At 50.3% G+C, this 25,846-nt stretch carries 10 protein-coding genes; 5 read left to right on the top strand and 5 right to left on the bottom strand.

The window, feature by feature from the left end:
• Nucleotides 1–16: 16 nt before the first annotated feature.
• The 3 genes from ACFMKP_RS15835 (at nt 17) to ACFMKP_RS15825 (ending at nt 9,483) form a co-directional block, all read left to right on the top strand.
• Complete coding sequence (locus tag ACFMKP_RS15835) at nt 17–3,427, top strand: glycosyl hydrolase (protein WP_382293001.1); 3,411 nt, start codon at nt 17–19, stop codon at nt 3,425–3,427.
• A gap of 153 nt (nt 3,428–3,580) precedes the next feature.
• Entirely contained in the window at nt 3,581–7,063 is a 3,483-nt protein-coding gene (locus tag ACFMKP_RS15830) for an ATP-binding protein (protein ID WP_382292999.1), read from the top strand.
• A gap of 170 nt (nt 7,064–7,233) precedes the next feature.
• The gene (locus tag ACFMKP_RS15825) at nt 7,234–9,483 is read left to right on the top strand and encodes a glycoside hydrolase family 3 C-terminal domain-containing protein (protein WP_382292997.1); all 2,250 of its coding nucleotides are present in this window, start codon (nt 7,234–7,236) and stop codon (nt 9,481–9,483) included.
• A 287-nt stretch (nt 9,484–9,770) separates the two neighbouring features.
• Here ACFMKP_RS15825 and ACFMKP_RS15820 read toward each other — a convergent pair whose 3' ends face one another.
• Complete coding sequence (locus ACFMKP_RS15820) at nt 9,771–12,017, bottom strand: hypothetical protein (RefSeq protein ID WP_382292995.1); 2,247 nt, start codon at nt 12,015–12,017, stop codon at nt 9,771–9,773.
• A 399-nt stretch (nt 12,018–12,416) separates the two neighbouring features.
• A complete protein-coding gene (locus ACFMKP_RS15815; RefSeq protein ID WP_382292993.1) occupies nt 12,417–13,007 on the bottom strand; it encodes a DUF6896 domain-containing protein in 591 nt (196 codons plus the stop codon).
• A 530-nt stretch (nt 13,008–13,537) separates the two neighbouring features.
• Between ACFMKP_RS15815 and ACFMKP_RS15810 the strand changes: the two genes are divergently transcribed.
• The gene (locus ACFMKP_RS15810) at nt 13,538–14,956 is read left to right on the top strand and encodes an aldehyde dehydrogenase family protein (protein WP_382292991.1); all 1,419 of its coding nucleotides are present in this window, start codon (nt 13,538–13,540) and stop codon (nt 14,954–14,956) included.
• Nucleotides 14,957–15,225: 269 nt separating this feature from the next.
• Here the strand turns inward: ACFMKP_RS15810 and ACFMKP_RS15805 are convergent, their stop codons facing one another.
• Nucleotides 15,226–18,792 carry a PAS domain S-box protein gene (locus tag ACFMKP_RS15805; protein WP_382292989.1) on the bottom strand — a complete coding sequence of 1,189 codons (3,567 nt, stop codon included), beginning with the start codon at nt 18,790–18,792 and terminating at the stop codon, nt 15,226–15,228.
• A gap of 234 nt (nt 18,793–19,026) precedes the next feature.
• Nucleotides 19,027–22,185, bottom strand: coding sequence for a bifunctional cytochrome P450/NADPH--P450 reductase (locus ACFMKP_RS15800; protein ID WP_382292987.1), 3,159 nt, complete (start codon nt 22,183–22,185; stop codon nt 19,027–19,029).
• A 176-nt stretch (nt 22,186–22,361) separates the two neighbouring features.
• Here ACFMKP_RS15800 and ACFMKP_RS15795 point away from each other — a divergent pair, with 176 nt between their 5' ends.
• A complete protein-coding gene (locus tag ACFMKP_RS15795) occupies nt 22,362–22,964 on the top strand; it encodes a TetR/AcrR family transcriptional regulator (protein ID WP_382292985.1) in 603 nt (200 codons plus the stop codon).
• Here the strand turns inward: ACFMKP_RS15795 and galA are convergent.
• Nucleotides 22,961–25,735: a beta-galactosidase GalA gene (gene galA, locus ACFMKP_RS15790; RefSeq protein WP_382292983.1), complete on the bottom strand. Its 2,775-nt coding sequence runs from the start codon at nt 25,733–25,735 to the stop codon at nt 22,961–22,963. The two genes, ACFMKP_RS15795 and galA, sit on opposite strands and share 4 nt — an antisense overlap.
• Nucleotides 25,736–25,846: the final 111 nt, after the last annotated feature.

Raw genomic sequence — 25,846 nt, 5'->3', positions numbered from 1 at the left:
GTACACGAGGATGTGCATGAATACACAACATTTGCCTAATCGCTCAAGACGATTACCATGGCTCGCAGGAACCCTCCTTACGTTTCTAACCACGAGTTTGTTCTTTTCTCCAAGCCAACCCGTTGCCAACGCGGATCAAGCAGGGCTTGGCAGTTACACCACCAACTTACCAGCAGGCGCGAAAGTTCCCGATGATTTTAATGGCAATCCGGTTTCGCCCAAGCGCACTGCCAATGTTACGGGCGCAATGCCCACCAACGACTGGTGGAGTTCGCTTGGCTGGCAGCGCTTCCCTGGCAATCCCTATTCGGAAAATATGACGGCCTTGCCGTTGATTGTCAAAGCCAAATCTGCTGGCTTGGGCGTAACGTTCCCCACGATTCCAGCAATTTCAACTGGCTCGCCCAACTACATTGGCGAATTTCACTATAACGCTTCTGAAGACCTGAACCTTGGTTTGGTGGGCTTGAACTCGCCTGATGCCAAAGTTGACGGCTACTCGGATTGGACGGTCACGGCTTATTGGAATGGTGGCGGAACATTGCGCGCAACCTTCGGCCATGGCATGCCCTTTGTCTACCTGACTAAGAGCGGTGGCGATGCCTTGATTGGCGCTGCTGCCCCGCCAAGCGTCTGGACTGGCGCTGGCACGAATGCGCTTGGCATCACAGTCAACGGCCATCACTACGGTATTTTTGCCCCAACTGGCGCTACGTGGAGCCAATCGGGGAACAATTTCCAATCAAATTTGGCAGGCAAGGATTATTATTCGGTGGCGGTGCTGCCTGATAATAGCGTGGCAACCTTTAATTTCTTCAAGTCACGCGCCTATGCTTTTGTGACCAATACCACTGCCAGCTGGAGCTACGATCAAGCAACGGCTAGCCTGAACACCACCTTCAATGCAACCACGGTTGCCAAAGAAGGCTCGAATACCAACACTGTGTTGGGCTTGTATCGTCACCACGCGATCAACTCATCAACGGCGTTGACTAACTACAGCTATACCACGGCGCGCGGCCAAATTCGTTTGCGCGATGGGAATTCGTTTACCACTTCGATGCGCTTCAATGGCGTGTTGCCAGCCTTGCCAGATGCAGGCGATTACAACCGCACCACGCTCAACAATCACTTGAACGATGTTGCCAACGAAGCCAGCCACTTTGGCGGTGCTGATACCTATTACACTGGCAAGGCGTTGCTGCGTTTGGCTAATTTGATTCCGATTGCTGAACAATTGGGCAATACTAATGCCCGCAATTCGTTGATTACCGCCGTGCGCAACCGCTTGCAAGAATGGTTCACCGCCAGCGCCAACGACACCAACGGCCAGTTCTACTACAACAGCAACTGGGGCACGGTCATCGGCTATCCCGCTTCATTCGGCTCGGATACCGAATTGAACGACCACCACTTCCACTATGGCTACTACATCTACGCTGCGGCAATCTTGGCCCAATACGATCCAAACTGGGCGCTCGATAGCAACTGGGGTTCGATGGTCAAGCTGTTGATCAACGATGCTGCCAACATCAGCACCGCCAACGATCCACGCTTCCCCCGCTTGCGCACCTTCGACATCTACGAAGGCCACTCATGGGCTTCGGGCCACGCTGGTTTTGGTGCAGGCAACAACCACGAATCATCATCAGAAGCGATGATGTTCAACAGCGCTGTGCTGTTGTGGGGCGCAAACACTGGCAACACCCAATTACGCGACCTTGGGATTTTCATGTATACCCATGAAACCCACGCCATTGAGCAATATTGGTTCAATGTGGATAACGCTGTGTTCCCTGCTGGCTTCACCGCCAACAACAATCACCCAGCCGTCGGGATGGTTTGGGGCGATGGTGGCAGCTATGCAACCTGGTTCAGCGCCAATCCAGAAATGATCCATGGCATCAACTTCTTGCCATTCCATGGTGGTTCGTTGTACTTGGGCCGCAATCCAGCCTACGTCAACAAAAACTACAGCCAAATGCGCAACAACATTGGTGGCGCAGAACGCTACTGGCTCGACATTATTTGGCAATTCCAAGCTTTTGGTGATGCTGCAACTGCTGCAACCAAGTTCGATACCGTGCCCTTCACGCCTGAAGAAGGCGAAACCAAAGCTCATACCTACCACTGGATTCGCAACTTGAAGCAATTGGGTTCGATCGATACCTCGATCACTGCCAACACGCCAACCTATGCGGTGTTCAACAAAAATGGTGTTCGCACCTACGTTGCCTGGAATCCAACCGCAAATCCATTGAGCGTTACTTTCTCGAATGGTGTGGTCTTGAATAGCATTCCAGCGCGCAGCATGGCTCGCAGCACTGGCACAACCCCACCGCCAACGGCGACTCCAGTCAACCCGAATCCGACCGCAACGCCAGTCAATCCAACGGCAACGCCGGTCAACCCAACCGCGACTCCTGTTCTACCAACTGCCACGCCAGTTGCAGGCTGTTCAGCAGTTAGCTTGGATGCCAATGCCTACTATCGCGTAACTGCTCGCCACAGTGGCAAAGCCTTGGATGTCGATGCAGTTTCAACCGCTGATGGTGCCAATGTTCATCAATGGGGCTATGTTGGTGGAGCCAACCAACAATGGCGCTTCGAAGGCGTTGGCAGTAACTACTTCAAAGTGACCGCTCGCCACAGTGGCAAGGCGCTTGATGTTGCAGGCGGCACGACCGCAACCGGCAACGGAGTTAACATCCATCAATGGCCATATGGCAACACGACCAATCAACAATGGTGTTTGCGCGATGTTGGCAGCGGCTACTATGCGATTATTGCCCGCCACAGCGGCAAGGCGCTTGATGTTGCTGATGCCTCAACCGCCGATGGTGGCAATGTCCATCAATGGGAATATGTTGGTGCGACCAACCAACAATGGCAACTGACCAAGATCGATGCTGGTGGCAGTGGTAATACCTTGCACGTGATCGATGGTGCTGCCCAAAATGTGGCTGGTACCTTGAGCTTGAGCGCAGGCGCTGGAGCCAACAGCGACAGCATTCCATCAGCTAGCGGAGCCAACTACGATGGTACGCCAACCAACGCCTTGGTCTATACCATCTCAGGCTTGACCCGCAGCTACAACAGCCAAGCCACCCAATTCAAGTTGTTCGTCGATTCCAATACCGCCGTAGGCAATGGGGTGCAAGCCCGCATCTCCTACGACTGGACTGGCGACGGCAGCTATGATCGCACCGAAACCTACAACTACTTCCCAACCGATCCAGTTGCTGGCTTCGAGCAATATAGCCAAACTGCTGGCCTCAAGAGCAGCAGCGGGGCTTGGGCCAACTTGAGCAATGGTCGGGTACGGATTGAAATTTGGAACGCGATTGGCAATGGTTCGGCGAGCGTTCGCACCAGCGCCACCAGCGGCCAAGGCCAACAATCCACCATCACCTTGCCATTCAACTAGAATTCACTAATCTTTGGTTACAAACCCGTCACTCGTGGATACGAGTGGCGGGTTTTCGTCACTATTCAGATACATTTCTAGTAAACATTTGTTTCAAAAATAGTAAAATTAACGCTATAATGGTGCAATATTTTTGCGCCGAGTACACCGCCTATGCAATGTACAGAATGTCTCAACCTCAACCCTGCCAGCGCACGTTTTTGCTCACAATGTGGCCGCATGTTGGCCGATGCGCCCTTGCCCCGTAGCGAACGGCGGCGGGTTACGGTAATGTTCGCCGATTTGGTGGGTTTTACCTCAATTGCTGAACAGCTCGACGCAGAGGCTGTACATCGCTTAATCAATACCTGTTTTGACCGTTTGGTGCCAATTATCGAGCACTACGGTGGAGTCGTCGATAAATTTATTGGCGATGCAATTATGGCGATTTTTGGCGCACCCCTCGCTCACGAAGATGATCCGATTCGCGCTGTGCATGCTGCCAGTGCCATGCTCGCTGCAATTGCTGAGCTTAGCCAACAAGAAGGCCTCGAACTTGGCTTGCACATTGGCATCAATACTGGCGTGGTGATTGCTGGTGGCATCGGCTCGCTCGGTCGGCAGCAATATTCAGTCATTGGCGATGCAGTTAATTTGGCAGCCCGCTTGCAAGATTTGGCGAGCAACGCCGAGATTTTGGTTGGCCCCGAAACTCAACGGATGACGGCCCACGTGTTTGATTATGCAGCCCTTGGCGAACGCACAATCAAAGGTCGCTCTGAACAAGTGGCAGTATTCCAGTTGCGCGGCCTCAATCCGCGGCCCTCATCTGGCCGTGGCATCAAAGGCCTGCAAAGCCCAATGGTTGGCCGCAATGGCGAACTCGATAGTTTGTTGGCGGTAACTGCTGATCTCAGCAAACAGCGCGGGCGGGTGGTGATGGCGGTCGGCGAGGCGGGCATTGGCAAAAGTCGGCTGTTGACCGAATGGCGTAACCAAAGTTTTGAGCAATTGCCGCAAGTTGTTTGGTACGAAGCTCGTTGTCTCTCCTACACCCAAGAAAGCGCCTACGCCTTGCTGCGCGATTTGGTGCGCTCGCTGATTGGCGTTTCAATTACCGATAGTGAAGATGATATGGCAGCGGCCTTGCATCAAATCGCCACAGCATTATTGTTAGATCAAGCTGATCAGGTGATTCCAGCGTTGAGTCATTTGTTGTTGCTGCCAGCCTCGCGCCGCTTCGATGAACTCAGCCCGCAAGCGTTGCAAGCCTTGTATATCACCGCTGTGCGGCGTTTGGTGCTGGCCCAAGGCCAACATACGCCCGTCATTTGGTCGATTGAGGATATTCACTGGGCTGACGAGGCTTCGGTTGATGTGCTGCAAAACCTTTTGCAATTGCACAACGACATTCCGCTCGTCATTTTGGCCACCTCGCGGCCTGATCGCGAAGTGGTGGGCTGGCGCTTGGTCGAATCTGCGCGCGATTTAAGTGGCCTCGAATTGAATTTAGCGCCTTTATCACTCGCCAATGGCCGCGAATTAATCGCCAATTTGCTGCATTTCGATGGCTTACCCGAACATTTGCGCACCGCGATTCTCAACAAAGCCGATGGCAACCCCTTCTTTGTTGAGGAAGTGATTCGCACGCTGATCGATCGCGAAGCGATTATGCACGATGGCAATAGTTGGGTGGCGCTGGAAGCAATTAATCAAATCGAATTGCCCGATAGCGTCCACGGCTTGTTGGCGGCGCGCATCGACCGCTTGCCCAGCGAGTTGCGCCAATTGCTGCATATTGCAGCGGTGATTGGCCGCCGTTTTGCAATTCGCGTTGTAGCCGAGGTGCTTGGTTCGACCGCCGAAAAAATGACTAATTCAATCGATTTGTTGGTCGATCGCGAGTTGTTACGGCGTGATCGCACGAATCCCAATGGCTATTTGCGTTTTCGCCATGCCTTGGTGCACGAAGTGGTGTATAGCACGACCTTGCAAACTGAGCGGCGGCGTTTGCATGGCGTAGTTGGCGAAACCTTGGAAGCCTTGTATCCCTCGCGGCGAGAAGAATTGGCAGCGGCTTTGGCCAACCACTTTATGCATGCCGAGCATCCCAAGGCCTTTGAATATGCCTTGCTTGCTGGCGATGTGGCCTATCGCCAATATGCCTTGCGCGAGGCAATTCGCCATTACGAACGCGCCCACGATTTGAGCCATCATTACGATTTGCCGTTGGGTGTGGTGCGCGGCTTGTATCTGAATTATGCCCGTGCTACCGAGTTGATTGGCGAAACCAAACAAGCGCTTGATTTATACCATCACGTGCTTGAACGCTGCGAGAACGAAAACGACACTGAATCGTTAATTATTGTCTTGATCGAGCATGCACGTTTGTTGATGCTACCGAGTCACCATCGCGACCTTGATCGTAGCCGCAGCGAGACGACGCGTGCTTTGGAACTGGCGATCCAACAAGGCGACCGCCAATCGGAAGCTCGTTGTTATTGGCTTTTGGCCTTGATCGAAGGCCACCTCAGCCGCTTTACTGCTGCCGAGCCGTGGGGCGAAAAAGCGCTTGGTTTGGCCCGCGAGTTGGGCATGCGCGAGCTGCAAGCCTATTGTCTCAACGATTTTCACCGCGTCGCGATCAACAATGGCCAACCAGAATTGGCCGAACGAATGTTGCGCGAGGCGATTGAACTTTGGCGCTCGTTGAATAACCTACCAATGCTGGCTGATAGCCTTTCAGGCATGGCCGATTTCTACTATTCGCGCCGCGATTTGGATCAAGCTGTGCGCTATGCCCGTGAGGCTGAGCGCTTGGCTGTGATGATTGGCAATGCTTGGAATTTGGGCTTTTCGCGCTCGGTGCTTGGCGGCATTGCGCTTGAGACTGGCGATATTCAACAAGCCTTGCATATGTTCCAGTCGTCAATCGAGCAATCGAGCCTTTCTGGGCCGATTATGCTGAATATGTATGGGCGCACTGAGCTGATTCGCTTGTATCGCATGCTTGGCGATTATCAAGCGGCGCTGGATGTGCTGGAAGCTGGCGAAGCATACATTGAACAAGTTAACGATGAAGCCTTAATTGCATTGCGCCAATTGTTCATTGCCCTGCGCTTGCTGGTTACGATCGAGCAAACCAACCAAGATCCAGCTGAGCTGAGCGAAACGATTCGGCATATTTTGAGCTTTGAACTTGGCGAGCAACAAGTTGTGGCTGGGGTGATGTTGCGGGTTATTCATATTGAATTGTGCCTTAAAATTGGCGACTATGCCCATGCCGAGCGCTTAGTAGACGAAATTGTCGAGCAACTTTCGGTGTTGTGGTTTGGTGGCTCGTTGGTTTCCAACTATCGTGCCCGTTTGGCGGCGGCCCAAGGCAAATTGGCTGAAGCGATCGAATTCAGCGAAGTATTGATTAACGAAAAGCCTGCTGGCGATATTCATGATCTTTGGCGCTTTCGGGCGTGGCGCGCTGAATGGCTCGAAGCACAGGGCCAATTTACGCTGGCGGTAAGCGAGCGCCAACATGCGCAACGCTTGATTCAACATATTTCGGGCAATATTCTGCGCGATGAATTGCGCGAGCGCTTTTTGGGGCTGCCTCTGGTTCAAGCAACGCTGCAAGAACCAAGCTCAAGCTTTATTATTTAGTTACGATCGATAGTTTGAGAACAGGTGTGATAGCCTTTCTGATCAAGTGAATTAGGAATGCAACGCAACGGGGCGTTGGCTCATGGGCTGGAATGCGATGCCCGCCTATGCTGCGCTGTTGCACTGGTTCTCGTAGATGCTGCATTTTGTAGCAAGGAAAGGTCGAATTCATGACCGCGAGCGATCAACAAATCAACGACTTGTTGACTCAAATGACGTTGGAAGAAAAAATTTCGCTGACCATCGGCCAAGATATGTGGAGCACCCACCCCGTCGAACGCTTGGGGCTTGGCTCGATTAACATGAACGATGGCCCGCATGGCTTGCGCAAACCCCCAGAAAATTCCTCAATTGGCATTGTCGATGCGCTGCCTGCCACCTGTTTTCCCACCGCCGCCGCCGTCGCCTCGACCTGGGATGTTGATTTGGCGCGCGCGATTGGTGCAGCGATTGCCCAAGAATGTTTAGCCAACAACGTGCAAATTGTGCTTGGGCCTGGCATCAACCTCAAACGCACGCCGCTTGGTGGCCGCAACTTCGAATATTATTCCGAAGATCCGGTGTTGGCTGGTGAGTTGGGCGTGGCGTTTGTACAAGCGGTGCAGGAGCACGGCGTTGGTACATCGCTCAAACACTTTGCCTGCAACAACCAAGAATTCGAGCGCATGACGATTAGCGCCGAAGTCGATCAACGTACATTGCGCGAGTTGTATTTGCTAGCTTTTGAGCAAGTTGTCAAGCGTGCCCAACCTTGGACAATTATGGCTGCTTACAACAAAATCAATGGCATCTACGCAACCGAGCACAAGCAATTGCTCAGCGAGATTTTGCGCGATGAATGGGGCTTTGAAGGGATTGTGGTTTCCGATTGGGGCGCGGTTAACGATAAAGCCGCAGCATTAAGCGCTGGCCTCGATTTAGAAATGCCCGGCCCAGCCCTGAATCACGTTGAATTGTTGGCCGATTTGGTGCGCAAGGAAACGCTTTCAGAGGCAGTGATTGATGCTGCTGCCAGCCGCATGCTCAAAATTATTTTGCGTGGGCTGGAGCAACGCCAACCAGCAGCAAGCTATGATCAGGCGGCGCATCATGCCTTGGCGCGACGAGCTGCTAGCGAATCGATGGTGTTGCTCAAAAACGATGGGATTTTGCCGTTGCGGCCTGTTGCTGGCAGCCGCGTGGCGGTGATTGGCAATTTTGCCCAAAAACCACGCTATCAAGGCGCTGGCAGCTCGGAAATTAATGCAACTCAGGTTGATACGCCACTTGAAGCCTTGCAAGCATGGCTCGGCGAACATACGGTTGAAGTGACCTTCGCCGCTGGCTATGATCACGATGGCAATACCAACGAAGCATTGTTGAACGAAGCCTTGGCTGCTGCCAAAGATGCAAGTGTAAGCTTGGTTTTGGTTGGCTTGCCCGATGCCTACGAAACTGAAGGCGCTGATCGTACTCACATCAACATGCCAGCTGGCCATAATCAAGTGCTCGAAGCGGTAGCTGCGGTGCAGCCGCATACAGTGGCGATTTTGATCAACGGCTCGGCGGTCAGCATTCCGTGGCTTGGTCAAGTGCGAGCGGTGCTTGAAGCAGGTTTGGCGGGGCAGGCTGTGGGCAGTGCCTTAGTTGATGTGCTGTCTGGCGCGGTCAATCCAAGTGGCAAATTGGCCGAAACATTTCCCTATGATCTGGTTGATACGCCAGCCTACCTCAATTATCCAGGCGAAGCTGGGGTGGTGCGCTATGGCGAAGGCCTGTTTATTGGCTATCGCTATTATGATGTACGCAAAGTTAAGCCGCTGTTTCCCTTTGGCTATGGCTTATCCTACACCACATTCCGCTACGATCAGCTTGCGCTGAGTGCCAGCACCATCGACGATGCTACACCGTTGACGGTAAGCGTAACCCTGACCAACACCGGCGACCGTACAGGCAAAGAAGTTGTGCAAGTCTACGTTAAGCCAATCAAATCCAGTTATTTGCGCCCAGTTAAAGAACTGCGGGCTTTTGCCAAAGTCGAATTGGCTGCTGGCGAAACCAAGACCGTTGAATTAAGCCTTGCTGCCCGCGATTTCAGCGTCTACGACCAGCAACGGGCGGCGTGGCGAATGGAAGGCGGCGAGTATACCATTTTGGCTGGTGGCTGTAGCGACGATCTGCCGTTGGTCGCCGATCTGACCGTTAATGAAGATCCGCGTTCGGTGCGCAAAGTGCTGACCCGCATGAGTTCAATCAAGGAATTCTTGGACGATCCGATTGGGGCTGAGCTGTTACAAGCAAGTGCTGGAGCCTTTATCGAAGGTCAAAGCGCCAGCACCCGCGCGATATTCGAGCCAATTCCGTTGGCCAAGTTTGTTAATTTTGGCTTTTTCGAGGCCAGCCAAGTTGATGAAATTGTTGCCAAGGTTAATCAGGGCTAGGTAATCGTAGGGGATCAGTGGTAAGAACTGATCCCTTTTTTTGATCCACGAAGGACACGAAGAGCACGAAGCATGGAAACCGCGAAGAACGTGAAGAGCGCGAAGGCTGTTTTTTACCACGGATGTTTTATTCCGATAGCCGATAGCCACATCGCCTCTGCGCCGCTGCGTTAAAGAATTCAACCACGAAGAGCACGAAGTTATTTTTAGCCACGAATTCCATGAATTGCACGAAGGGCTATAGCTTCATCTTTCATCTTTCATCCTTCATCCCTCTCTTGCTCTCATTACTTCACAACATAGCCTATAAACACTCTATACGTCTGACTTGGCATCGGCGTTGGCTCCGCCGTGCTTGTTGGGATATTGGTTGGCGTGTTGCTTGGCACAGCTGTGTTAGTTGGCGTATTGCTTGGCACCGCTGTATTTGTTGGTGTATTGGTAATTGTTGGAGTAGCTGTGTTGGTTGGCGTATTACTTGGAGTTACGGTGTTGCTTGGTGGTTGGTATTCTACGCTTAAATGGGCTACACCCAAGGATGGAATCGATCCAGCGTGAGTGAAATTGCCTGCGAGATACAGATCGTCGCTGGTGACAGCCATGTGCTCAACTGTGCCATTGACAGGTGCTGCTAAACCTTGCCAAATCATGCCATCCCAGCGGGCAACTGAGCCAGTAGTTTGTTGATTGACTGCAGTGAATTTGCCAGCAACATACAGATACTCATCACCAACGCTAGCCAAGCGTTTAACTATATTATTAAATTGGGCAATCTGCACAATGTTGCCATCATCATTCAATTGATACAATCCAGATGATCCACTGATATACAAGCGATCTCGCCACACCACAAACTGCACATCGGTTTCATTGCCAATTTGGATGCCATCGCTTTCTTGCCAGCTATTATTGCGCCAAACATTAACCAAAATGATCGTCGAATAGGGTTCGGAAAGGAGTTTGAGCGCATAATACTGATTATTGACAAAGTAAATGCTAACTTGGTTGTCATAATGACGAACATTAAATTGTTGCCATGAATGGTCTTGGTTAATCTGGACGGTTGTGCTATAGGCTTGGCCATTGATCGTGCCAGTACTGCCGTTCGCTAGCAAACTTGTGCCTGAGCGCGTCCAAGTTATGGCAGTCCCATTAATTGCGACTGGATTAGTGAGCGTCCCTGTTGAACTGAATTCCCAAAGGGCGCTGAGACTGCCATTATTTGGGCTAAACGGATAACCGCTCGTCAGATAGGTGTGTTGGCTATCAACCGTAACCATCCGAGTGCCTTGGACCATGCTATAGAGTTGTTGCCATGAGCTGCCATTCCATTGGTGCAGGTTGGTATTGCCACCCCGATTAATCACCAGCTTGCCATGCACACCGCCAATATCAGCGATTGCTGGCGGCAAGGTAGTGGTTGCGAGGCTCGTTACACTGGTTCCATCCCACGCAATCAACTGGCTTGGCTGGTTATTGACCACAAACTGGCCTGCAAGATAGAGCTGGTTGCTCGTGCCAGCAACTGCGGTGATGCTGGTAATGCTGGCCGGAATTTGAACTTGTTGCCATTGACTATTGACCAGTTTCCACACATTTCTGTTGTTATAAGCATACAAGCCATTGGCATCGATGATACCGTCAATCAGGCTTGGTAGATCATTACCAAGCTGCGTCCATTGGTTATTGCTATAACGATAGACATAATGTTGCTTTGGATTGGATAATAGGTAGCCCCACGCATAGATTGCATTGTTAAGCCCGGTCGTCCATTGAGGGTTAACTCCAATACTGCTTGGCATCGGCATTGATGACCAATGGCCGTTCGTAAATCGGGCAAAAAAGGGGATTTCAACATTATTGATATATTGAAATGCTCCAGCGACGAACAATTGCTGGCCAGTTGACGCGGCAACAAAGGCTTTGTTATCAAAACTGCCAAGTGCGCCAATTCCGGTGGGTTTCCAATAGGCTACCGAATTTGCTGCAATCGTATCAAATTGCGAAAAATTGCCAGCGAGATAGAGCGTATCGCTGATAACCGTAATGTCGTTAACTTGCGATGGCGTATTGCCCCAATAATCATTGGAGCCTTGTGTACCTGCCCCAAAGCCTTGAAACTGGCTTCCATCCCAACGACCTACGCCATTAATCGCTCGGCCTGCGAGGTTTTGGAAACTTCCACCAATAATCAGTTGGTTTTGGTAGGTTTCGAAAGTTTTGATGCTATTAATATCGTTGGGCTGTAAGCCGTGGGTGTGCCAGTTCGTGCCATCCCACGAGACTAAGCCATTGCCCAACTGATTGTTGAGATAGGCGAAATTGCCAGCAACATATAAGCGCTGATCGGGGCCGATGTAGAGTTTATTGATGCTGCCTGGGGTTTGGAGGCTATTGCCAATCGTGCTATCCCAAACGCCATTAATTGGCGGGTTGGCTGGTTGTTGGGCGCGGGTAATCGCAAGGCTCGAGAGCACCGCTACAAGGGTTAAAAGCAACGCTCCAAAGCGGCTGGGCTGCCAAAATTTGGACATACATACTCCTCAAATCAATGTCTGGTTGGGCGATAGCGCCATAGTAGCATTGAATAACGGTTATTGCACTCATCAATTAGGGGGAATGTTTGATCTACGAAGCATGGAACCGCGAAGGGCGCGAAGAAACACGAAGGTTAAGTTTTTTTAGCCACAGATTGGCACAGATTGTTAAGATTACGTTCTCGCCAGCCCATAGCCTATAGCCTATAGCCATGCCTGCTCTGCGCCTCTGCGTTAAAGCATTGATCCACGAAGTTTCACGAAGGGCCACGAAGCACGGAAACCGCGAAGGGCGCGAAGATCGCGAAGGGAGTTATGGCTTTTGATTTCTGACTTTTGATTTCTGACTTTTGATTTCTGACTTTTGATTTCTGACTTTTTCGCTCATTGCTTAGCTTATTTCAAGACCATGCGGTGGCAAACCATCATATCCCAAAAACCATGGGTATTTGGGTTGTTATAGGGAGCTGGCAACTCATAGATTTGTCTGCCTTCGGGCGTAACAACTAGGGCTTGTTCTTGAATTGCGAGCAAAGCAGGAGCGGCCAATTCAATCAGCTTAGCTGTATAGAGTGGTTCGATTAAAACATGGATTGCGTGGTAATCGCCAGAGTGTTCATTAAATGGCGCTGGTTTGTCGGCAAGCTGGGACTGTAATTCGGGATAATAGCCCCATGGTGCTTTGCTTGTCATAATAAATTGCAGCACGCTATAGCTCGAAAGGCAATCGGCGCGTCCACCAGGCCCAAACTCAATGCGCACAAAACGCCCATCTTCTTGATTGCTGATATCGCATTCCAAGCCATGAAAAAAATAGCGCCACGCAGTGTCTGCAATCATGCCCGATTGATCACGCTGTGAGCGCCAGTTATAGTACACATCATTTGGCTGCATGTTCCATGAAGCCGCTAATAGACTGAGTAACTCAACTTGGCGCTGAACTGATTCACGGCAGGCTGCTAAAAACTCAGGATTGATTGAAGGCATTAAATTCTCTCCTTAATTGATTCACGAAGGGCCACGAAGCACGGAACCGCGAAGAAACACGAAGGTTAAGTTTTTTGGCCACAGATTGGCACAGATTGTTAAGATTATGTTCTCGCCAGCCCAAAGCCTATAGCCAATAGCCATGCCTGCTCTGCGCCTCTGCGTTAAAAGTGAGCCTCTTTTCGCCACGAATTGCCCGAATTCCACGAAGAATCTTCCGAAAGCCCAAAGCCAATAGCCTCTGACCTCTGATCCCTGATCCCTGAATCCTAGGCTCTATGTTCTTTGCTCTATGCTCTATGTTCTGTTTTTTCCCCTCTGCGGCTTAGATCGAAATAGGAGTTGTGGCGTTTTGGCTCGTTAGGTTGGTCGTAAGCTTCAAGCCTGATACTACGATCAAATTCTTCCTCCTCTACACTCTTCTCTCCTGCAAGCGGCCCGACTGGGCCGTTTGTGGTTTTAGCAAGTTTCTGTATGCTGCCGCCAAGCTCGCGTATAATAGCCTGCGACATGTTGTGTTGGAGGAATCAATGAACCTCATGCAAATTCATGGCCAATTTGCGGCCTTGCAGGCCAATCGTGGCCGCATCGCTGCCAGCCGCGCAGCTGAACGACTTGGCTATTTACAGCAATTTAAACGGGCAATTGAACAAGCCCGCCCCGATATTTATGCAGCCTTGCAGGCTGATTTTGCGAAACCTGTGGCCGAAACCGAAGCCACCGAAATTCAACAGGTAATCGAGCAAATTAATTTTGCAATGAAACGCCTCGAAGGCTGGATGCAACCCAAACGGGTTAAAACGCCAACCATGCTTGCTGGCAGCAAAAGCTGGATTCAATACGAGCCGCGCGGCGTGGTGCTGATTTTGGCTCCTTGGAATTATCCGCTTTCGCTGGCTTTGGCTCCCTTGGTGGGGGCGGTTGCCGCTGGCAATTGCGCGATTGTGCGGCCATCGGAGCGCACGCCGCATACCGCTCAAGTGATTGCCAACATTATCGCCGCCGCCTTTAAGCCTGAGCATGTAACCACGGTTGTGGGCGATATTGATACCGCCGAAGCCTTGCTCGATTTACCATTTGAGCATATTTTCTTTACTGGCAGCCCACGCATTGGCCAATATGTGATGCAGCGCGCCGCTGAACATTTTAGCTCGGTTACCTTAGAACTGGGTGGCAAATCGCCAGCAATTATCGATCGTTCGGCAGATTTGCAGCGAGTGGCCCAATTGATTGTTTGGGGCAAGTTTGTCAATGCTGGCCAAACCTGTGTTGCGCCGGATCATGTTTGGGTGCAGCGCGAGCAAGCCCAAGCCCTGACCCAATTAATTATCAAACAAATTGAGCGTAATTATGGCAAAGGCGATTATACCCGTCTGCAATCGCCTGATTTGGCCAATGTGATCGATGCCAATGCCACAGCTCGCTTGCGCGGCTTGCTCAATAACTCGGTTGCCCAAGGGGCCTTGGTCGCCTTAGGTGGTCAATCAACCGACCATCCAGCGCGCTTTGCCCCAACCGTTTTGACCAATGTTAAGCCTGGCATGGCAATTATGCAAGAAGAAATTTTCGGGCCAATTTTGCCAATTTTGGTCTACGACCAGATTGATGAAGTGATTATGGCCACCCGTGCTAGTGGCAAGCCCCTAACAATGGCTATTTTCAGCGAAAATCAAGCAATTACCAATTGGCTCTTGCGCGAAATTCCAGCTGGTAGCAGCGTGATTAATGGCGTTTTGCTCAATTTAGCCAATCCACATTTGCCATTTGGCGGGGTTGGCCAAAGTGGCTTGGGTAACTATTATGGTTTTTATAGCTTTAAAACCTTTTCGCATGAACGAGCGGTCTTTCAACAAGGTGGCCTGAATCTGGTTAATCTGTTTCAACCGCCCTATCGGGGAGCTGCCAAGCGTTTGGTGGCGTGGTCGCGGCGCATGCTCAACAAACGCTAAACGATATTCGCCGCTATCCATAGGGGGGGATAGCGGCGAATGAGGATTTTTGAATCGTTCTGCGATGTGTGACCCCATCACAGGAGGGGTTTTGTCGGTCGATGGTTGAAGGTGATGAAGTTATCTCCTTCCAAGGTCTCGTCATCGTCACGATTGTTGATGCAGTTTCCTTGTACCGAGCGTGGTTTCCGAGAATGATATTATGCTACTTGGATGAGTAGCAGATGAGTTAAGGGTAAAGAACCGTTAAAAAATTTCAGCCGCCTTGGCTAGACGATTTGGGCCAAGGTATAGCCTAAATCTTCATAGGTATGCGGCTTCAAAATTAACGCATGAATGCCCAAAGCTTGAGCACGTGCATAATCTTCTGGGCGTACATAGCCCGAGGTTAAAATAATTGGCAAATTGGGCTTAATCGCGTGCAATTGTTGGGCCAAATCGAAGCCCGACATATGTGGCATCGAAACATCACTAATCACAATATCGGTGGCATTGGGGTCATTCTGCACATATTCCAAGGCGTGTTGCGGGTTGGTAAAACCTTGCACCGTGTAGCCCAAGGTGGTGAGCATCTTAATGGCCAAGCTCACCAATGCTTGATCATCATCAATATACACAATCTGGGCCGAGCCACTTTCGCTAATCAGCTGGCGTTTTGGTGGTTCCGGCGTTGGCAGTTCGTTGGTGGTCGGAAAATAGAGCCGAAAGGTGGAGCCTTTATTAATTTGGCTATAGACCGTAATTGCGCCATCGTGGTTCTTCATAATTCCATCAACCACCGATAACCCCAGCCCAGTGCCCTCGCCAAGCGGCTTGGTTGTAAAGAAGGGATCGAAAATTCGTTTGATTGTCTCTTGTTCCATGCCGCAACCATTATCACTGACCGAGAGCCGCACATAATGGCCCTGTTGTAGGTTGGGGACTGCACGCAATAATTCAGCAGTCAGATGGATTAAATCAAGCCGAATTTCAATCAAGCCGCGATTATTGCCAATTGCATGGGCCGCATTGGTCGCCAAATTCATAATAATCTGGAAAATTTGGGTTGGATCAGCGGCAGTTGCCGGAATTTGACCCACAACCTTGACCTGAATTTCAATCAGTGCTGGTAAGGTTGCGCGCAATAATTTTACTGCCTGATCAATAATTGTTGGCAATAAAACAACCTCGCGTTTTACTTCTTGTTGGCGACTAAAGGTTAAAATTTGGCGGACTAAATCTGTTGCACGCTCGCCTGCTTGTTCAATTTCACGCAGGTTATTCTGCACAGGATGCTGTGGATCAAGGTCTAACATTGCTAATTGGGTATTTCCCGTAATTGCTAGCAAAATATTATTAAAATCATGGGCAATTCCGCCTGCTAGCGTGCCTAAGGCCTCCATTTTTTGGCTGCGTAATTGGGCATCTTCTGCTCGCTTACGATCATCAATATCGTTGCTTGCGCCAAACCACTTAATAATTTCGCCTTGTTGGTTGAAAAAAGGCACAGCTTGGGTATCAAACCAACGATAGGTATTGTCATGTCGCCGAATCCGATACTCGCTATGAAACTTTTGGCGATTATTAAGCGCATTGTTCCATTCGTTCAGGATTTTTGCTTGATCATCAGGATGAATTTGTTTGATCCATGCTAAGCCTAATTGTTCTGCTTCCGGTATTCCCGTATATTGAACCCATTGTTGGCTTAAATAATCACATGCTCCGGCTATTGTACAAGTCCAAATTAATTGTGGTAATGATTCAGTTAGTGTTCGAAAGCGTAGTTCACTTTCTTGGAGCGCTTGGGTTGCTTCTTTATAAGCAGTAATATCACGGTTAATTCCAACAGTTCCTTGAATTTGGCCTTGAATATTTTTAATCAGCGAAACACTACTGAGCATATGCAATTTTTGGCCATTACGGGTATATTGGTAGACTTCGCCTTGCCAAAATGATTGCTCGATTAAACGTGTACTTGCTTGATCACGGGTATCGTTATAAATATATTCAGTTGGAATCAAATGGCCTAAGCGCTGGCCAATTGCTTCTTGGGCAGGCCAGCCATAAATTTCTTCAGCAGCACGGTTCCAGCTTCTAATAGTATAATTGCTATCGGTTGAAATAATTGCATCGGAAACATGCGCTAAAAGATTGGCTTGATATTGAAGCTTTTGCTCAACCTTTTTGCGTTTAGTAATATCGGTAATTGTTAAGAACGCAACCGTATGCCCAGACGAATCGATAACGGTTGCACCACCATAGCAAAAAATTCGTTCCCAAACAATTGGAGTATTAATGCGGCGAATTTTTAATTCAATTAATTCTAAAGTTTCGCCCCGAATCAGCCGTGCCATTGGCCATTCTTCAATAGCTAATATACGATCATCAAGGGTGCTAATTTCATAAAAATCGTGAAAATCAGGCAAGCGTTCACGACATTCTTGCATACTTGCAAAGCCATGCATCGCTAAAGCTGTACGATTCCAATGAAAAAGATTGCCATCAACATCCGATAATACAATTCCTTCATTGAGATTTTCGATCACGATTTTTAATCGTTCTTCACTTTCTTGCAGTTTGCGCTCAAAAATTTTGCGATTATTGATATTATGAATAACTGTAAAGCCACATAAACTGTTATCTAAGACAAGCAAGGTCATTGAGCAAATAACAAAAATTGTTTCATCAGATTTGGTTCGAACTTCCAATTCATAATCACTAACGTAGCTTTGATTTTTTAATATTCGAACCATCGCAATTCGATCGTGCAGATTAACGAAAATATTGAGTTCTTGAATCGGTTGATTAATTAATTGATCGTATTGATAGCCAAGCAAGCGACTAAAGCTTTCGTTTAAATCTAAAATAAGCCCATCGTGCAAACGGGTAATAATCATTGGGCTTGTGCTCGTTTGGAAGAGTGCATTAAAGCGTTGTTGCGATTCTTGAACTGCAACCGCTAATTTTTTATTGCTGCTCAGATCGTTAATAAAACTGAAAAATCCTTGCACTTCGCCTGCTGCATTCAAATCTGGCTGATATTCAAGCGCGACGCTGCGAATCTGATCGTCTGCAAGCGCAATTACGGTCTCAAAGCTTACGGTTTGGCCAAGCAAGGCTTGATGGATGTGATCATAAAATTGCTGGTAGGCGGCTTCGCCCCAAACGTCGCTGAGCGTTGAGCCAGTAATTTGGTGCAGTGGCCGTTGAAACCATTGTTGATAGGCCTGATTGTTGAAACGATAATAGCCCTGGCGATCAACGTAGCCGATTAGCGCGCCAAGCCGCTCGTGCTCAGGCTGAAGCTGCTTGGTTGGCTGCAAGCTCGGCGTGGATTGCTCGATTAAATGTAAAAATGAAGCTGGTGTTGCTTGAGTAGAGAGATTTTTCTGGGCGCTGTGGCTGTGGGTAACGCTATTTAGCACGCCCACAATGGTGCTGTGTTCTGCATAAATTGGGCTAAAAGCTAGATCAACGCTTAATGATTGGCTTAGCGCAAAAGCTTTGAGCTTGATGCTTTGGCCTGCACTGGCCTGTTGGATGGCTTGTTGCAACGCTGGATAGTTCAAGAAGCCGGTTTCAGAATTTGCTTGGCTGGGGGGATTATCAGAATCAAGCAATTCAAGATAGTGATCATTATGAAAAATAGTCTGCGTTGCCGACCAAATTAATGCCATGGGGATTGCAGCTGATAACACCATACTCAGCGCGGTTTGTAAGGCACTTGGCCATTGTTCCATTGGCCCAAGCGCATGCATACGCCAATCGATCTGTTGTAAGCTTGCTCCAGCGATCCCGCCATTGCGCATCCATGCAGGAAGATTAAGTTGCAGTGATGAATCTTCAATATCAGGCATTGCGCCATCCTCATCAGGCTTTGCACAATTGATTGCAGAATTTGGCTGTTGTAGCGCTAGGGAGTCTGCGATATATTCTAGTTAGAGGACACTCTCGCAGTATAACAGCCGCGTGTGGCTCATGCAATAAACAATTTCCACACTTTCAGCAGCGAACAATCTTCGATTAAACAAATGCCGTTGGAAATTGATCCAACGGCATTTTTACAGCTATTTGATTAATTGATGCCTGATTTAGCCAAAAACATCGGCCACATAGCGACCTGTTTGCTCCATTTCGCTAATCCAATCCATGGCTGCTGCTTGCTCGCTACCAGTGGCTTCAGCATAAATTTTGGCGAGCGTTTCGCGCACTGCTGGAGCCATATAACGGCCATCGCCACAGACCGCAATTACTGCGCCTTGTTCGATTAAGCTCCACACTCGTTGGCGCTCTTGCCAGAGCCGATGTTGCACAAAGCTGACCTCGCCGATTGGCTGGCGATAAAAAGCGGGATAAAATTCCAAAACTCCTGCTTGCTGCCAATTAACAATTTGATCGCGATACAGCAGATCGACCTCGGGATGATCGCAGCCAAAAAACAGGGCAGTTGGGCCAAGCAGCTCGCCTTGCTCGTGGCGGACTACCCGTTCTTGGATAAAACCACGAAATGGTGCTAAACCGGTGCCTGCGCAAATCATCAGCAGTGGTTGGTTGTTGTCAGTTGGTGGCTGAAATGGAATATGTGGCTGGCGCAACGTCAAGGCAACCTGATCACCAACCTGCAAGCGGGCCAAATAGCTTGAACATGTGCCATAAAACTGGCCTTTGCCCGACCATGCAGGTGCATCAACTACCGCTACGGTTAGGCTGGCCTGCTGCGGATTGAGCAATGGCGATGATGAAATTGAGTATTGACGCACCCGCATTGCTGGCAAAAGCGCCAAAAATTCGCCAAAATTCAGCAGCGATGATGGATATTGTTCAAGTAAATCGAGCAGGCTGAGCCGTTTTTGCAAAATTTCGTTGCTGTAGCGTTCGTGATCATTGGCCAAGCTAGCCAAATGGATTTGATGCGGCGGACAAACATTCTTCTCAGCCAAAATTGCTAGATCGCGCTGGGTCGCTGGCGTTGCCAACTCAACGTGGCTTTTGAGCAATTCACCAAGGCTGATTGGCTGCTCAAGCGGCAAGTTGGCGGCCCGATTGGCGTGTAAAACCACGGTTTGCTCTGTTTTTAGGCCAAAATGTTTACAGACCCGCTCGATTAGGCTGGGGTGGTTTTCGGGCAGAATTGCCAGATAATCGCCAGCTTGATACTGAATTTCAGCAGGCAAGTTGAATTCGAGATGGCGTTTTGAGCGGCCCAAGGGCGAGCTTAAATCCACCAATTCGCGATTTTCGAGCACGCTAGCAAACACCAAGCCACTTTGTTGGGCGAGTTGGTTGCTACTTGATGGTAGTAATTCAACCTCGTACAGCGGTTTGGTGTTGATTGCTGTGGTTTCGATTGCAAATGCTTGATTGTGGGTTGGCCAAAATGGCGCGTACCAACGCTCAAAATCGCCAAAGAAATCGCTGCGGGCATCAGCTGCGCCACGTTCAAGCAAGCGTTCTGCTCCTGCGGCCTGCAAGTGCTGATCGATTTGAGTTGGCACTGCTTGGTAGGTGCTTTGCCAATCGCGGTTGCCACAGCCAAACACGCTATAGCGCACGCCCTTGAGCGAATCTGGCTCCACGCTGGCCAGCCATTGGCAAAAGGCTTGGGCATTATCGGCGGGCTGGCCATTGTACGACGCTGCAACAATGCTCACTACGCCATTTGTTGGTAATTTATTGACATAATCATTGAGTGGCGCAACACTTACTTGGTAGCCTTGAGCCTCACCATCGCTGGCAATGCGGCGTGCAAAAGCTTCCGACGAGCCAGAATTCGAGCCATAGAGCACCAACAGCGGCGTGTTGTGCAGGGCTTGGTTGTTGGCGGTTTTGGACATAATTATTGGTTGTGCTGGCTGGCTTGCCCGATTAATTATTTTGCGCAGGCGGGCGCGAACTGTCAAGCCTTCTGGTTTGAGGGTCAAAGTTTCTTTGACATGCAATTTGTAGGGCTGTGGCTGCGATAATTCAAAGCGTTGCAGCAGCATTGCCAGCACCAACGTGGCCTCTTGCATGGCAAAGGAGCGGCCAATACATGCGCGTTGACCGTTGCCAAACGGCTTCCAGGCATGCTCAGGAATTTGTTCGCGGCTTTCGGGCGCAAAGCGATCAGGATCAAACGCTTCTGGATTGGCCCAAACTTTGGGGTCGCGGTGCAAGGTTGGCAATAGGGCAAGGAATTTTTCGCCTTGCTTCACCGGAAAGCCAGCAATCGTTGTATCGTGCTTGGCATATACGCCAAATACAGGCGCGGTTGGCCAAAGCCGCAGCGTTTCGCGCAAAATTTGGTCGAGATAGCCAAGTTTGGCTAAATCTTCGTAGCGCGGCAAGCGATCGCCCAGCACCGCATCGACAATGCTTTGGGCGCGCTGCAAAATTGCTGGTTGTTGCAATAAGAAATAAGTGGCGAACGAAAGCAAGCCGCTGGTCGTTTCGTGGCCTGCAATCAAAAATGTCACCAATTGATTGCGAATATTGGCATCATCTAAGCCTTCGCCAGTGATTGAATCTTTGGCGTTGAGCATCAATCCCAATAAATCGTTGGGCACTTCATTGCTGGGCAGGCTGCGGCGTTTAGCAATTAATTCGTCGGTAATGCCGTGCATATAGTGCATATCAGCTTCATATTGGCGCTGGGTCGAACGCATCAGCTTGGTTTGAATTGATAAACGGCGGGCACGCGCACCTGCTTCGGCCAAGGCTCGCACCATTGCCTCAACAAAGGGGTGCATTTCGCGCTGATAAAATGAATTAAAGCGATAGCCAAAGCCACACAAGGCGATCGTATCCAGCGTCAGGCGGGTCATATTATCGGCGACATCGAAATCGGTTTCTGGCCCTTGGCGCTCCCATTTGGTAAATAATTGGTCGGCAATATCGAGCATGTCGTCGAAATAATTGCGCATGCTGGCTGGCCCAAAGGCTGGCATCAATAAACGATGCGCCTTGCTCCAATTGGCTTCCTCGGTGTAGGCCGTAAATAAACCATCGCCAGCAAAATCGCGAATTTGAATCAACGGGCCATGCAATAATTTATCGAAGCGTTGTTGATCGCTAATTTCGGCCACCAACGCTGCTGAAGAAACCACCAAAACCGAGCGATTAGGAAAACTCACGCGAAAAATTGGCCCATAATGCTGCGCCAATTTCATCAAATTTTGCACCGGCGTTTCCATGCCAATATCCGGTACATTGCCAACAATCGGACGGGTTGGTGGTTGGGGAATAGCACGAATGGGACTAGAAATACTCATACAACGAGCCTCGCTTATTGCAATGCTGGCCTGTGCAGGTCGCCGCGAATTATCAAAAAATATGCTTGGTACTATTGAGTACCAACACGATTTATGCTATCATTTGCTTCTGGTACTGTCAAGTACCAAGAAATTAAGCTAGTATGCGTGAGGAATGGCTCAACGACGAGGGTGGTATGACCGAACAACTAAGCGAAACTGACTATCGTAGCCGCTTGATGGATGGAATGACGGCGGCGGTAGCCGAAAAAGGCTATGCCGAAACCACGATTGCCGATATTGTGCGCTTGGCACGGGTTTCCAAGCGGACGTTTTACGAGCATTTTGCCAGCAAAGAAGATTGTTTGTTGGCGCTCTATACCGCCGCCACCGATCAGCTGATCGAGGTTATTCGCCAAGCAATCGAGGGCGCGCACGATCTGCATTCGCGGGTGCGCTGCGCCCATCGGGCCTATTTACAGCGGATCAAAGCCCATCCGTTGCTGATGCGGACCTTATTTATTGAAATTTTGGCCGCAGGCCGCAGGGGTTTGCAGGTTCGCCGCGCCGCCAATCAACGCTTTGCTGATTTGTTGCGCGCAACGGGGGCTGATCAACAATACGATTCGCCGCAGAAACGCCAAATCACGCCAGCTTTGGCGATGGCGATTGTGGGCGGAATTAATGAATTAATTTTGCAGGCGATGGAGAGCGATCAAATCGATCAATTATTGCTGATTGAGGAGCCAGCGACCGCCTTGTTGGAAGCAGTGCTGGCTCGCCCAATTGCCGAGGATTAAAACGTCAGGCTTGCGCTATTGAGTTCGGGGTTGCTTGCGCTAAGGCTCATTGGCTCGTCGCCGCCAGTGTGTTGCACAATAACTTGAGCTAGGCCGTTGAAGGCGCGGCGTTGCCATGGCGCTGCTGGCTCGATCACTTGGACCACGCCAGGCTCGCGATTGGGGAAATCCCAAGGATTGGCTTTTTTGATCCAGCGCCCAGTTACCAGATATTCGTTGTGGCCGGGCTGCACTAAATCGTGGCTCAATTCAAATACTTGGTCGCCTTGATCCAGCGCAATCTCCCTGGCGATCAGTTGGCCATTGATATAAACGCTATAGTCGTGGGCGATGCTTTTGCTGAACAAACGAATGCTGCTAGCATCGCTGTAGCTTGGTAGCTCGAAGCTGCCATTGAAGACGATATAGGGTTGTGGATTGGCTTGTTGATCGTCGTTGTGGTGCAAAAATGCTGGTTGCCAGCTTTGGGCTACTGCTCCGCGAGCCAATTCCAAGCCAGTGCTCAGATCAGCGGCGGTTTGCTCGCCAGTAATCTGAATTGGGCTAATTAGGTAGCTTGGATGATATTGTTCTGGCTCGTGGCTAGCAGGATCGCCATTGCCAACGCCTAAAATTTTGGCCGAACCAGCTAATTGGAGATCAAGCAAGTGGTTGGCAGTTGGCACAATTTGGCCTTGATCGTCGCATATTTGCAGCGTAACAATTGCCAAATCGCCTGCTTGTTTGAGTTGACCATAATCAAGCACAAGCTGAATCTGGCTGGCTGCTTGGCTGGTGCGCAAGCTAGTGCTGATCACTTCAACGCCATCGGTATAGCCGCGGGCCAGCAATTCGCCTGGCTGATAGGCAACTTCCCATTGTTGATGGCCATTTTCGGGCATTGCACGGCGGCCAAGGCTTACGCCATTCAGCCAAAGCTCAACTTCGCTGCAATTGCTATAGATTGGGAAACTCTTGACTTGACCAAGATCATGTGGCCAATCCCAGTGATAGCCAATGTGCAACACTGGGTTTTGCCCCCACCAAGCCTTGGTGAAATAGGCAATATCTTTGGGAAAACCGCAGAGGTCGAAAAAGCCAAATTGGCTGGCGACTGCTGGCCATTCAAACGGCGTTGGTTCGCCGCGATAATCGAAGCCTGTCCAGAAGAATAGCCCAGCCAAGAATGGGCGTTGAGCATAAAATTGCCAGCTAAATTCGGTATCGGCATAGCCATCGCCGCTGGGAGATGCCGCCAAATGGCCACGGCTAGCATCAGTTTGGTAGATGCCGCGCGTGCCGTAGGTGTTGCTTTCCTCGGTGCCAACGCCAGATTGCCATGGGAATTGGGCATGATGAGCATCAATATCGCCATGCCAAATGTAGTTATAGCCAACCACATCAGTCACCGTGCCGATGCCCGTATCCCAGCCGCCGCTACAAGCAATCGTAAATAGGCGGGTATGGTCGAATTGGCGGGCGAAGCTTTGCATGGTGCTGGCGATGCGTGCGCCGATGATATTGCCTTCAATCGCCCATTCTTCATTGCCCAACGACCACAAAATAACCGATGGATGGTTGCGATCGCGCTTAATCAGCTGCTCGACATGGCGCAAATGCTCAGGATTCGATCCCATCAAGCGGTTTTCGTTCAACACCAACATGCCCAAACGATCGCAGGCATCAAGAAATTCAGGCGTTGGCGGGTTGTGCGAAGTACGAATCGCGTTGTGATTGAATTCCTGCAAGCGTTGAATGCGATATGCTTGCAAGCTATCGGGCAGGGCCGTGCCAACTCCGGCGTGATCTTGGTGCTGATTGCTGCCAACCAATTTGACCGAGCGCCCGTTCAAGAAAAAGCCCTGATCGGGATCGAAGCGAATGCTGCGTACCCCAAAGCTGGTTTCGTAGCTATCGACCGTTTGATCGGCGAGCTGCACGCTGCTGGTGAGTTGATACAAATTGGGGCTGGTGAGATCCCAGCGTTGTGGATTGTTCAGCTCGTGCTGGTGGGTAAATTCGGCGCTTTGGCCCGCAGCCAGTTGATAGATTGAGCTTTGGGCTTGCACGACGGGCGTTGCATCAGGCGCGTTGATCGTTTCGAGCAAGCTGAATTCAACTGGTTGCTGGCTTTGGTTGATAATCGTGGTTTGAATATTGATGGTTGCGCTTGCTTCATGGACTTCGCTGGTGACGAACGTGCCATAGCGGGCAACATGCAGCGGCGCGGTTTTGCTGAGCCAAACATGGCGATAAATGCCAGCGCCTTCGTAAAACCAGCCTTCCTCGGTGGTTGCATCGGCGCGCACGACGACCACGTTTTGGCCGCCATAATTCAGATAATCGCTAATATCGTAGCTAAAGCTGGTGTAGCCGCTTGGCTCGTTGCCAAGATAAAAGCCATTGACCCAAACCTGCGCAGCGCGATGCACGCCATCGAATTCGAGGCTGATCCGTCGCCCAAGCTCGCCGGCGGCAATTGCAAAGCTTTTGCGATACCAGCCAATGCTGTTGGCGGGAAACTTGCGACCAATCGCTTTGTAGCCATGGCTGTGGCTGGCACGTTGATCGAATGGCAGTTCGACGCACCAATCGTGGGGCAAATCGACGATGCGCCAAGCCCGATCATCGAATTTGGGCGAAGCTGCACCATCGCCATAGCCAGCTTTGGCCAAAAACGAAAAATGGCTGGTATCAAGCTGAAAATCTTGGGCGGGATCGAAGGCATGGCCGAGGGCAAAACGCCAGCCTTGATCAAACAATATGCGTTCGCGGGGTGGGTTGCTAATCATCGTTGATGCTCCATGCTGCTCTACATCGTTGTTTGCCAAGCAGCGCTTAGTTGCTCAAGGGTCGCGCCCCGCGTTTGGGCAAACGCAGATTAGCACGCCACTTTAACGAGC

Origin of the sequence: Herpetosiphon sp. NSE202, from assembly GCF_042688385.1 — a bacterium.
Taxonomy (GTDB): domain Bacteria; phylum Chloroflexota; class Chloroflexia; order Chloroflexales; family Herpetosiphonaceae; genus Herpetosiphon.
Note: the sequence above shows the minus strand (reverse complement) of the source record. Positions and strands in the feature narration are given on the sequence as shown.